Genomic DNA, 13,454 nt, shown 5'->3' with positions numbered 1-13,454 from the left:
CTGCCGTGCCACCTTCCTCTCTTAAGCACAGTCCTTAGTCCCTGAGTCTTTATGCCCGGGCACCTTAGGAGCTATGCTCAATTAAGTGACGGAAAATCTATCATTAAGCAATTTTGCTGATTTATGATTTTTGTCATAGCCTGATCCCCTGGCTCCCCAGCTTCCCACAATACTGACGCGCTCGCTAGATACACCATGTTGGACCATGCCAGGCCCTGCTTTTTCCATGAATACAAAAGTCACATTTATACTCATTAACTAAGAAAATCTGATTTATACAGGAAAAATAAAACAGCACCATACAACAGGACCATGTGCGCACACACAGCTTCAGGTCATACATAAATTCAAGCCATCCCCCGCTTAAAGCCCATTTTGTCTCCCTTCCAGCCACCTGCTCAAAACGTGATCTGCATTCAAATATTTTTTTACCTGACCCTAACCGTCATTTGCTCATAATTTGCTGGCAGAGCCCGGAGCGAGAGACAAAAACGACAGGTGGTATTGCTGCATGAAAAAAGGCCCCTGGACCTTGCGGTTCAGGGGCCTTTTTTACAACAGATATTTTGCCTTTATGGGCCGGCTGCTCAGTCAGCTTTTGAGGCTGATTCTGCCGGAGCCGGTGCCGGTGACGGAGCGGTGGCGGCGGCTTTATGTGCGGCAGCGCCGTGCAGGGCCGCGTGGGCAGCATCGACGCGGGCCAGGTGTTCCTGATGACGATGGATATTTGGCGTCTCGATGGCGGCGCCCATGGTATCGCCATGTGAGGACAGCAACCGCTCCAGAGCAAGAGCACCGGCTGTCTTAGGCAGGGAGCCGGCGCCTGATGCCCCCTCATAGGAGGCGGCAGCAGCTGCGGCATGGGCTGCAGCCGGCGCAGCCTCGGCTGCCACTGAGGCAGCCGGTGCGGTGCTGGCGGCATGATCAGAGCCTGAAGTATAGCCAGTGCCGGAGGATGGCTGAGCGGCAGCTGGCGCGGCCGGAGCAGCGGCGCTGTCGACATGCATGGTGACACGGCCATGCAGAGCCTGCTCAAGGCGGCTTTGCTGCTCAGGGCTCAGGCTTGCCTGAGGAGCATAGGTGCGGCCATCTGCCGATGCGGTCAGTTTAAGGTGAGCCACAGTGCTGCCAGGTACACTCTTATGTCTGATACCGGAATGAGCGGACATGGAGTTTTTAAACAGATGGTGCTCATTGTCAATGGAGGTGGTGCCAGGGGCCTGCTGGCGCCCCAGGGCACTCATAAAGGCATTTAGTACAGTGCTGCCCCTGTTGTCAACTCCATGGACCATGCCCTGATCGGCTTGAGGTCCGCCAAGAGGGCCGGAGGCATAGCTTGCCTTGCGCCAGGCCCTGCGGCTGTCAACGTTGCTGCGCTCGCCAGCGGCAGAGCCCTGGTGGGCACTGTCGTGAGCGGCAGCTTTTGCGGCGGCGGCAGCGGCAGCTTCAGCCTCCTGCTGAGCCTTGAGAATGAGTATCTGCTCTTCGGCTGTCTTAGGATCCTTACCTTCCATGTCTCTGAGGCTGCGTCTTAAGACCTTGCCCAGAGACGATTTAGGCAGAGAATCAACAAACTGGATAATGCGCGGCACCTTGTAAGGGGTGAGATAGGCACGACAGTACTGTTTTACTTCCTGGGCTGTAAGAGCCTGATCCTTGCGTACCACAAAGAGCTTGACGGCCTCGCCTGTGTTATCGCTTGGAATGCCAATAACAGCGCACTCCAGAACACGGTTAAAGCGGCTGACCACGTCTTCAATTTCGTTAGGGAAAACATTAAAGCCTGATACCAGGATCATGTCCTTAAGACGGTCGATAAGCTTGATATAGCCGCCTTCCATCCACTTGGCAATATCACCGGTACGCACAAAACCGTCATCAAAGATAAAGTCATTGTGACGCTCTGACTTGTAATAGCCGTGCATGACCTGAGGGCCCTTGATTTCAAGCTCACCCTCCTGCTCCATATCACGGATTTCACGGCCCTCACTGTCCACAATACGGGCAATGGTAGAAGGCACAACCAGACCGATAGAGCCAGTGTAATGGTCCACATCAAAAGGACATACCGAGCACAGAGGAGAGCACTCGGTAAGGCCGTAGCCCTCAAGAATATGAAAGCCTGTCTTTTCAAAGAAACGCTGCTCTACACCGGACTGTAAGGCGGCACCACCTCCTACTACCAGATGCAGATTTTCCCACTTGAGCTCCTGAAACTCATCGTGGTTGATGAGCATATTGAACAGTGTGTTTACACCCGTCATGGCGGTAATTTCCGGATGACGGTGCAGGTCACGGGCAAAGGACTTAATATTGCGCGGATCAGTAATGAGCAGATTGCGCGCGCCCAGATATGTAAAAAGGACCAGATTAACGGTCAGAGCAAATATATGGTACAGAGGGATGACGGTAAGAATGGTCTCCTCACCCTTTTTGAGTACCTGACCGTACATGCCATATGCCTGAGCGATATTAGCCAGGATATTGCCATGAGACAGCATGGCTCCCTTGGAGCGTCCTGTGGTACCGCCAGTGTACTGCAGCAGGGCAATATCGTCATACTTAATCTCTGGGGCCACAAAACGCTCACGCACAGCTGCGCCGCGCTTAAGCGCATCAGTAAAGTCATGACAGGTGCCAAACTTTGAGCGGTCAATGGCCGGTACCATGCCCTTGAGTTTGACGGCAGTATTGATGATAAGACGCTTGAGTCCCAGCCAGTTATTAAAGGCATCACCAACCTCAGTGATGATGACATGCTTTACCAGGGTCTCATGAACAATGGAGGCAAGGCCATCGGCATAGTTGGCAATGACCACAATGGCTGTGGCGTCGGAGTTTTCCAGCTGGTTTCTCAGCTCACGGGGAGTGTAGAGAGGATTGATATTGATTACGGTTAAACCGGCCTTGAGAGCACCGAAAAAGGCGACAGGAAACTGCATCAGATTAGGCATCATGATGGCAATTTTCTCGCCCTGCTTAAGGCCCAGTTCAACCTGCAGGAAGGCAGCAAAGCTGTCGGAGAGCTCATCGACCTGACCATAGGTCAGCTCAGAGTCCATATTGATGAAAGCACAGTGATCACGGTACTTTGCAACCGATGACTCAAAGAGCTCCACCAGACTTTCAAATTCGTGGGTATTTACAAACTCAGGCACGCCCTCAGGATAGCTTTGCAGCCATGGCTTGTAATAATCACCATTGGGATCAATGTACTGAGCCTCACCTGCGCGGGCAGCACGTCCATAGAAGCTCTCTCCCGGACTGGCACCATGATTTAAGGTGCAGTCACAGTTTCCGCCACACTGGCTGCCTGATCCCACATAAAAAGGACTGTTTTGGCAGTCGTGCGGATCAATGTCATTAGGGCAGTCACCACAGTTGGACAGACGCCCACGCATGCAGCGACGATCAATGGCACCGGATACAGCTGCCTCATGAGCAGCCTTGGCAGCCTCAATACCGGTAAGCACGGCACCGTGCATGCTGCGCTCACCGTGAATAATGCTGTACTCCACGAGGCCTGCTCTACGGGCAGCCCAGCCAGAAACCACATGTCCGCCTGCAGTATCAGCCACGGCCACGCCTGCGGCCGCGCAGCTGCCTGCAGCTGCCTCAGAGCCGGCACTGCCGGACGCTGCTGCAGAGCCTGCTGCACCTGTAGCAGCCGGTAACACACCGGCGGACTGAGCCGGGGAGCGCACAGCTTCAACATTAAGGCTGGAGGCTGCAGCAGCCACGGTCGCGTCAGGTTTCAGGCTGCCTGGCTTACAGTCGTGAGCAGTCCCACCAGGCTTGTTGTCCAGGGAGGTATTAATGTTCTCAATGCTCATGATTCACCCCTATTGCCATTAACCCAACGCCGCTGACCGACAGCAGGCGCCTCAATTTTCCTTGTTCTCAAAAGATCAGGCATACTGCCCAATCTGCGGTGTGCAACGGTAAGCCCCACCGCCTCTTTCCCAGGTGGCCAGAGCACAGCCGTGCTCACTAAGCCCTCTGCCCTGACTTAGGGCAATCATCTTATGCCCGGCCTGCTGCGCCGGCCGTTACTGCACTTCCTGCTGCTAACGCAGTTCCTGCAGTTCCTGCTGCTAATTCAGCTAAGCACTTCCTGCTGCTAATTCAGCTAACGCAGTTCCTGCAGCTGACAGCTGCTGCAGCTCCTAAATGATTGCAGGGCAGCTTGCTAATCCTGCAAGAGCACAGGGCCTGATAAAAGCCAGGGTTTGCCCTGAAAGCTGATGCCCTGAATGCCAAAGTGAAAGCCGGCTCAGCACGCTCATGGTAACTGCAAGCGCCCTTGGAGATGTACTGCCATGGCAACTATGGCTCTTTAGAGCCGGTCAGCCTGCGCCACCTGTGCTGCCCTGTCTTAGCTGCAGGCCCTCCTTTGAGGCTGACAGCCCCTGCAAGGGCAGTTTTACTGATGCATTGTCATTGTAGCAAGCTTTATACGGGCGCGCTTTGCCCGGAGCGCACATGCACTAAAATTTGTGATCATGCAACATTCATGATCCTGCTTTTTTGCCAAATTTGCGCAACAAAGCGGGTTCCCCACCCCTCTGGCACGATTTTTTTCCCATAAGCTCACTTTTTCATGAATGTCGACCTGACAGGCTGCTCCTGATGGCCACTACGGTGCTGACAGAGCTGCCGTCCTGTGGTCCATGCCGGGATGGTATGGACTTTGAGCCAGGCTGTACCCGCCTGCGTGAAAGCCAGCGGATACAGGTCGGCCGACGACAGCTGCGGAGGCAGCAACGGCGGCGGCGGCGGGGCTGGCGGCGGCAGCTGCAAGTAAGGCGCATTAAACAGCAGAGCCTGATCTAACTTGAGATCAGGCTCTGCATTATGGGCTCAGGGCTGCGCTGCCTGTGGCAGACCAGCTCATTATCCCTGGAGTCCGCCCTGCCCGATGCGCACGGCATTGTCACGTGCTCAGGGGATGGGGATGGGCGTGCAGCTGTTATTTGCCGTGGCGGGCAGCGAAGTCCTTCATGAAGGCAACCAGCACTTCGGCACCCTCTACAGGCATGGCGTTGTAGAGGCTGGCGCGCATGCCGCCCAGAACCTTGTGACCCTTGAGGCCAATCATGTTGAGCTTCTTTGACTCAGCAAGGAACTCCTGGTTTAAGTCTTCGTTCACGAGATTAAATACGCAGTTAACGCGGGAACGATCCTTTGAGGCTACCTGACAGCGATAGAAGTCAGTGCTGTCGATATAGTCATAGAGCATGGAGCTCTTGGCAATATTACGGCGCTCCAGCTCCTCAGTTCCGCCCAGCTGCTCAATCCACTTGAAAGCCAGACCGGCCATATACCAGGCAAAGGAGTTTGGAGTGTTGTACATGCTCTCGTACTTGTCCAGCACAGCCCAGTCAAAGATGGACGGGCAGTACTTGCGGGCCTTGCCAATAAGGTCACGGCGCACGATGGAAATGGTAAGACCGGCTGGAGCAATGTTCTTCTGAGCACCGAAAATCAGAGCACCAAAACGGCTGACGTCCATAGGACGGGTCAGTACATTGGAGGAGATATCAACAATCAGAGGAGTGTCACCGGTTTCAGGCATCTCAAAGAGCTCAATACCGTTTACGGTCTCATTGATGCACAGATAGGCATAGGCAGCACCAGGGGTGACCTTCATCTTTGACATGTCTACTTCGTAGTAGCCATCGCTGTTGGTAAAGACGCACTCATGCAGGCGGGCATCACCATAGCGCTCGGAACACTCCTTGAAGGCACTGCGGGACCAGTGGCCGGTAACGAAGTAATCGGCAAAGCCGTCTTCAGGCAGAATGTTCAGCGGCACGGCAGCAAACTGGCCACGACCACCACCCTGCTCAAAAAGAACAGCATAATTGTCAGGAATATTCATGACTCTGCGCAGCAGAGCCTCAGCTTCCTGAGCCACCTTGATGTATTCGGCAGAGCGGTGAGACATTTCAACAATGCCCAGACCCAGACCTTCAAAATCGCAGAACTCAGCCTGAGCCTTGCTCATAACCTCCTGTGGGATCATGCTGGGACCAGCGCTGTAATTCCATGCTCTCATGAACTCTATACCTCAACAGAAAAAAGACTTAAGTTTGGGTGAAACATAATAGCGCAAACACGCTGTCACTGCCGCCCTGCCACAATTATATGCAAAGCCGGGTCTGTGGGCACCATATATGTGCAAATTCCCTGAAAAGCAGCCCTTTGAGCCTGCTTTTAACGCCCCGGCCCCCAAAAACGCACCACCAAAAGGCAAGCCGCACTGCAGTCACGCGGACCACGCTCGCCAGCCTGGCCACGCGCTGCAGGCTGTGCGGCGCGGCAGCGCCGGCCCTGGCTCCGGTGCAAGTAAAAAGCCCGCAGGGCTCGGTATTAAAGAGCTCCTGCGGGCATTTAGTCACTGGCTGGACAGCCGGGTACCTGGGCTGCAGCCACAGGCCAGGGCCTGCAGCCTGATGCTCAGTCTGCACTGTCGGGTCAGCACTCAGCGATTATCAGATATCGTCGTTGTTATCACCAGGGGATGGCTCGCCCTCTGGCAGGTCCATGTCGAGACTGCCATTGTCATCGCCTGGGCCGCTTTCGTGGCCGTTATCCAGAATGCTGCTGTCCATGGTGGCGCCGTCAATGTCATTGGTCATAATATCATCAGAGCCGGAGATAACGCCCTCGGCGGCCTCATCCGCACGGCGCTTTTCAGCGGCACGGGCCTCGGCTGACTCGTTAATGGCGGCTACTACCTCAGGGCAGATCTCCTGCAGACCCACAATGAGCTCGCCCTCGGCAGTACGCTTGAGTCTTAAGTAACCGGCACCACGGCTGCGAACGGTGAGATCGGAGACGCGGGAGCGCAGTACGCTGCCATTGTTGGAGAATACCAGGTAATCGCTGTCCTCATGGGCGCTGATTACACCAACAACGCGCTCGGAGCGGGCTGCTGCGGAGCAGGCAAAGTTACCCATACCGCCACGGCGTACCTTGCCCGGCATGGAGATCAGACGGCCACGCTTGCCCACACCGCTTTCGGTAATGACGATGTAGTTGAGCTTTTCATCCTCAAGATGTTCAGCTGGAACCACAATCATGGCAGCTAGGCGGGCACCCTTCATCAGTCTGATACCACGGGTGGTACCTGCAGTACGGCCACGAGGACGGATGCCACCGTTGCCGGACTTGCGAACGCCAATATAGCGGCGGATACCCTCGAGCTCACGGGCAATGCGATCAGACTCTGAAATGGTCTCATCGTCATCATCACCCTCGGCAGCGGCATTGTCGGCAGCCTCGGCAGCAGCCTCAGCGGCGCTGTCAGCTCCATCACCAGCACCGTCAGCTCCATCGCCCTTGTTGAGCTCCACATACTCACAGAAACGCATCATGCGGCCATTGGTGGCAAAGAGCATAATGTCGTCTTCACCATGAGTAAGCTCAACAGCTACGAGCTCATCACCCTCTTCGAGGCTTATGGACTTGATGCCTGAAGAGTTGCAGCGCTTGAGGTGGCTCCTGAACTGGCTTAAGGCCAGACGCTTGACACCGCCCATGGCAGTGGCAAAGACAATATAGGCGCTCTCAGTGCCATTGTCCTCATTGAGCTTTTGCAGCTGCTCTTCGCTCAAAGGCAGAATGCGGCGTACGGACTCGCCCTCATCCAGATCGAAGAGATTCTGGATAGGACGGCCACGCCAGCTCTTGTTTGTGGAGGCTGGCAGGTCATAAGCATTGGTAATGAAGCAGCGGCCCATATTGGTAAAGCACATTATGCGGTCATGGCTGTTACATACGGTAGAGGTAACGATAAAGTCCTCTTCCTTGAGCTTGGCTGCTCCCTTGCCCATAGTGCCACGGCTGGAGGCCTCGTACAGGGAAAGATCCTGATGCTTGATATAGCCTTCCTGTGACAGGGTAATGAGTACGGCCTTACGGGTAATGAGATCAGCCTTGGAAATCATGCCGTCAACCACAATTAAGCTGGAGCGGCGCGAATCCTTGAAGGTATTGCGGGCTTCGAGAAGCTCCTCGCGGATTACGCTGTTCATGCGGGCAGTGCTGTTGAGGATCTCAAGGTAATTTCTGATGTTGGCCTTGAGGTCCTGGTAATCCTTCTGGATTTCCTCAGTAGCAAGGTGTGTCAGACGGTTTAACTGCAGAGCCAGAATGGCACGTGCCTGAGCGTCAGACAGATGGTACTTGCCATCAACAAGGCCGGTACCTGGCTCAATACCCAGAGGCAGACAGATGTTTACGCCATGCTCGTCATACTCGATGATGGAGCTTACCAGAGCGCCATCCCACTGCTCGGACATGAGCTTGATACGGGCATCCTCTGAGTTCTCGGCACTGGTAACCAGATCAATAATGCGCTGAATATTGCTCTTGGCCACAATCAGACCCTCATCAAGGAAAGCCTTGCGGCGGTCCTGACGGAGCAGATAAACAGTACGGCGGGTTACCACCTCACGGCGGAACTTGAGGAACTCTTTTAAAATCTCTATTAAGGACAGCTGCTTAGGTCTGTTGTTGACCAGAGCAATGACGTTACAGGAGAAGGAGCTCTGCATTGAGGTGTGCTGGAAGAGATTGTTGAGCACAGCCTCTTCGTAGGCATCACGCTTGAGATCGATGGCAATGCGCACCTGATTGTCCTTGTCAGACAGATCGTTGACCTCGGCAATGCCCTCAATCTTCTTTTCTCTGATCAGATCGGCAATTTCCTTGACAATGGCGCTCTTATTGACCATGTAAGGAATCTCGTCCACGTAAATGGTGGTACGGCCCTGCTTGTCAGTTTCAGAGTGGGTACGGGAGCGGATAATGATGCGGCCACGGCCGGTTTCATAGGCACGGCGGATTTCTGGAGAACGCAGAATCAGACCGCCGGTTGGGAAATCAGGACCTGGAATGTAAGTCATGAGCTCATCAAGGCTAATGTCCGGATTTTCCAGCATGGCCAGAGTGCCGTCGATAACTTCAGCCAGATTGTGTGGCGGAATGTTGGTAGCCATACCTACGGCAATACCGGCAGAGCCGTTTACCAGCAGGTTTGGATAACGGGTAGGCAGTACCTCAGGAATCTGCTCATTGCCATCGTAGTTTGGATAAGTGTTAACCGTCTCCTTGTCGATGTCCTGGAGCATCATCTCGGCAATCCTGGTCATGCGCACTTCGGTATAACGCATGGCGGCTGCGCCGTCACCGTCGAGGTTACCAAAGTTGCCCTGACCGAAGATTAAAGGTGCACGCATGGAGAACCACTGGGCCATACGCACAATGGTTTCATATACGGCAGCATCACCATGAGGGTGGAAACGACCGATTACGTCACCTACCACACGGGCAGACTTCTTGGTCGGACCGTTATGCCAGATCTTCAGATCGTACATGTCAAAGAGTACACGGCGGTGTACCGGCTTGAGACCGTCACGTACGTCTGGAAGAGCACGGTCAACGATAACGCTCATGGCGTAGTCAATAAAGGACTGACGCAGCTCGTCTTCGAGCTTTACATGAGGTGAGGTTTCCGTGACGGCATTATCAGCCCATGCTGACGGTTCAGTTCCGTCAGGGCCCTGCTCATCAGACGATACTGCAGCAGTGCTTTCACCGGATGCCTGTCCGGCAGTCTGCTCCAGTTCCACCTGATCTGCTGTTTCCACAGGGGTGGCGCCTTCAGCCTGTGAGGCTGCGGTCTTCTCATCTTTGTTATCGTGGTTGTCAACCATGAAAAGTTACCTTACAAAATCTAACAGTGCACCATATGCAGTGCGCACGCAAGCCGACCTGGCTTTAAGTAAGCCGGCCCGCCACTCCTGCAGTTACAGGTGCTGAAACCCTGGCTAAAGTCATTGCTCGCCTTAGGCAAAACCAGGCTCTGGCCTGACAGGTTTTGGCTAAGGCTGACATATGCTGACTCGTGCAGTCATGCCGTCAGAGGCAAAAGCCCTGGGGCATAATGACACAAAAGGCCCGCAGGTTATGGAGGACAAAGACCATGTCCACAGCCCCGGGCTTAAATATGTCAAATGAGGACGGGGTCAGAAAAACCCCGCAAAATACAGAGAACTGACACCTGAGCAAAAGATCCGTCACAGGCCCATACAGCTGCCGCTGTCCATCAAGCCGCACCTGCATCCGCAGCCGCAGCCGCAGCCGTCCATCCAGCCGCACCTGCATCCGCATCTGCGGCTGTATGAGCTGACTCACTTTCAGCAGCTCTTAGAGCTATCCGTACAGATGTCCTTACAGCGGTCTGTACAGCCTGACTTTATGGTCATGCTCCGGGCGTTTTACCCTGATTTACTGACGCCCTTGCGGCCATGGTAAAATCACCGTCCCTGAGCATTGCTCACAGTGCAGAACAAAGAAATGCACAAGGCCACATTTTATCATAATGTGGCTATTTTCTCAATTTTCCCGCGTCCTGGTTGCAGACAATACACCCCCATATCACAGCCCCTGTTTTGCTGTATGCATCATTTTTCGGGCCCCTTTGACCGCATGACCCGTAAAATCCTGGAAAAATCAACTCTATTCAGTCCCTTTCCCTCCCCGGCAAAACACCATGCCCGCCCAATGCTATACACCCGGACATGCATCGCCCCGGCAAGTCCGCATAAGCCCACTCATCACCACCTGTTAAAAGCAGCCCCCAGCACCTGTTCAAGGATCTGCCCATAGCCCAGCTCCAGGGCCTGGAATCCCACATGGCAGAGCACTCCACCTGTCCTTGCATGCCCTTTGGCATGTCTCAAGGTCAGGCATGGCCCAGAGCCGGCAAGGCTCATGGACTGGCAAGGTCCTGGCCCCCAGTCGGCTCAGCTGGGCTGGGGCATGGGGCTGGTCAGCTGGCCTGGGGCATGGTCAGCTGGCCTGGGGCATGGGCCGGTTTTGAGCACCCCGGTGCGGACAGTTCAGACAAAAAGGGCCGTGATACTGTGCTTTGGGCACAGGTACTCACGGCCACAATATGGATAGCACTTGCAGACCGGTCTGGTGGGCGTGCCGGCTGCAGGTGCCGTCTACTTCAGCTTCATGGCTGAAGGTCATTATTTTTTGTCAATGTAAGGGGCAATGGCTCTGCGCAGCTTGACCATGGTAGTGCTTACCCAGCGGGAAATCTCCGGCCAGTTTTCGGGGTTCTTGCTGTCGCAAGTCATCTCAATGCTGATCAGGTAATACTTGCGGGTCTCACAAATTGGATACCATGTCAGGGTCAGACCGGAATCTGCCTCAATCTCTGCCTTATGAGACTCAAGAAGCTCATAGATTTCAGGTACATTGCCAGTAAGATCAATGGCAATACGCCCCTTGTTCATAGCATTGGTAACTGTAAACCTGCATCCGGCATTACCGGTAGCGTAGTTAAGCCAGTTATTCTTCGAGGCCTTCATACGTCTGAACAGGCCTGCAAATTCCTCATCCCTGAATGCATAATTCTGGAACTCATCCCAGAAGCCAATACGCTTCTCATCACCAACTGTGTGCTTGACCTGAACGCGCTTGTCCTCCTCGGAGCTGACAGCGGTAACAGCAGACATGTCCAGAATGGCAGGAATTTCCTGCTCAAACTTGAGCTTGTTGAGCTGACACAGACGGTCAAGTGAGTACAGTACGGTCTGAATGGAGCTGGCGCGGTTTTGCAGCCATGGAGTACCCTGCCTGCAGAAACAGTCGATAATGGCAGGATAGCATGGAGCCTTTTCAGCCGATTCGCCCTCAAGACCATGCTCTTTTTTCCACTCTTCAAAGTACTCAGGGAAGTTATGAAGCTTGAATGCTTCGGCTGTGTTGCTGTTCCAGTTGCGGTATACAGGTTCACGGCTGAGCATACGGTAGATCTCAGGGTAGGCAATCTGAATACATACCATGGCGTAGTTGATGACCTTCTGAACGTTGGTCAACGAACCAGATGGCCTGTCATCCTGCATATCCTCGGCACTGTCCTCAACATACATGTACTGCAGAAGAGACAGACTGTTGAGCAGACGCTTGATGGAGCGCGGATTGGTTCCTGTAGTATTTGAGGTGATATCGGTAATCATCTGGATAAAGGTGCGGTCATTTTCTTCACCCTCATCATCAAATACCAGATCATTGAGATCGCTTTGAGCACAGTAACCAATACGCATCAGGGCATCGGCCACGTAACGGTCGACACGGTACTTCTCCGTAGGCATGGTAAAAGGCATCTGGATAATCTTGTCGAAGAAGGAGCGGTAAGCGCGCTCATCGTTCTCGTCCTTGTTGCCCAGCTTGGCCTTAAGTCCCTTGACCACTACGTTGTAGTCAATGGCCAGCACAAAGATGCACTTGTTGACCTCAAAGAAGTTCTTGATAACCTCAAGGATCTGTACAGCCATTTCAGGGTTGATACGGTCCAGATCGTCAACAAAAACCATGAAGCCGCGACGGGAGGTGGCACCGGCCTCATGATCGAGCCTGATGCACTCCTCTACAGCCGAACATACAGCCTTGCGGAACTCCTCAGGTTTGAATGGACGCTCATCCTTTTCTCCACTCATGGCAGACTCAAGCTTGTCTATGGCATTTTCCACCATGGAGCCGCCATAAATGGCCGAGGCCATGCGACCGCCCTTCATGGCAGCCTTAAAGAAGGTGCTCTGGGAGATCTTCTTTATGGTACTCAGTGCCGGAGACTGATGGTTGTGCTTTTCAAGGAACAGAGTAACGTCATCGAGCAGTCCACGGACAATGCTTTCAACAGCATCGGCCGGCTCCTTGAGCAGACAGTGCTCCCACATGTTCAGGAAAATGGAGTGGAATGGCTTGTTATCCTCAGGGGCATCAAGGGTATCGCACAGCTTGTAGCGCAGGGAGTTGATTACCGAAGTCTTGCCACTGCCCCATTCGCCCTGAATGGCAATGGTAGTTGGCATGGCGGCGTTTTCAAGAAAGTGGGCCAGCGCATTGATATAACGGCTTACACCCAGCAGGTCCTGGTCATCACCGGCTTTAGGTGCATCAATCAGATTAGAATCGGCCATAAAATCAGCATCCTCTATAGTGTTGGCTTTTTCAGACAGCAGGCTCCCTCATGGCCCATACGGCTCCATCCGACCCCATCAGAGTCCTTCAGGGCCCATCCGGTCCATCAGGGCCCATACGGCTCCATCAGATCCCATCAGATCCCATCAGAATCCATCAGGGCCCATCAGGCAGTATTCTCATGACACTCAGACACCAGGACATGCCGTCAACGCCGACATGATTTATGGGCATGATGGTCCAGATGTGACTGATGTTAATGAGTGGGCATGATGGCAAGACATCATGTATGCAGCGCGTTCACATGCACGAAAATGGCAGCTTTAAAGATAGCATGCGTGCCCAGTCATGCCTGTCGTGCAGGCATGGGCTGGAAGGAAAGCACAGTCTCGTGGAAAGGCCATGGGCCGAGCTGCTGATGTGCACTTGCTGCTGACAGAGCAGACAGC

4 protein-coding genes are annotated in these 13,454 nt (G+C 53.9%); all 4 read right to left on the bottom strand.

All coding sequences use genetic code 11. From position 1 onward, the window contains the following. Positions 1 to 587: 587 nt before the first annotated feature. Entirely contained in the window at positions 588 to 3,833 is a 3,246-nt protein-coding gene (locus tag MXE41_RS00270) for an AMP-binding protein (protein WP_247098950.1), read from the bottom strand. Between the two features lie 1,136 nt (positions 3,834 to 4,969). Then, on the bottom strand, positions 4,970 to 6,058 hold the full coding sequence (serC, locus tag MXE41_RS00265) for a 3-phosphoserine/phosphohydroxythreonine transaminase (protein WP_281503423.1): 1,089 nt from the start codon (positions 6,056 to 6,058) through the stop codon (positions 4,970 to 4,972). Between the two features lie 436 nt (positions 6,059 to 6,494). Then, positions 6,495 to 9,722: a DNA topoisomerase (ATP-hydrolyzing) gene (locus MXE41_RS00260; protein WP_247098949.1), complete on the bottom strand. Its 3,228-nt coding sequence runs from the start codon at positions 9,720 to 9,722 to the stop codon at positions 6,495 to 6,497. Positions 9,723 to 11,045: 1,323 nt separating this feature from the next. After that, positions 11,046 to 13,004, bottom strand: a complete 1,959-nt coding sequence (locus tag MXE41_RS00255; protein WP_247098948.1) for a DUF4268 domain-containing protein — start codon at positions 13,002 to 13,004, stop codon at positions 11,046 to 11,048. Between the last annotated feature and the right edge of the window lie 450 nt (positions 13,005 to 13,454).

The sequence above is a fragment of the Anaerobiospirillum sp. NML120449 genome (assembly GCF_023051105.1).
Lineage (GTDB): Bacteria > Pseudomonadota > Gammaproteobacteria > Enterobacterales > Succinivibrionaceae > Anaerobiospirillum.
Note: the sequence above shows the minus strand (reverse complement) of the source record. Positions and strands in the feature narration are given on the sequence as shown.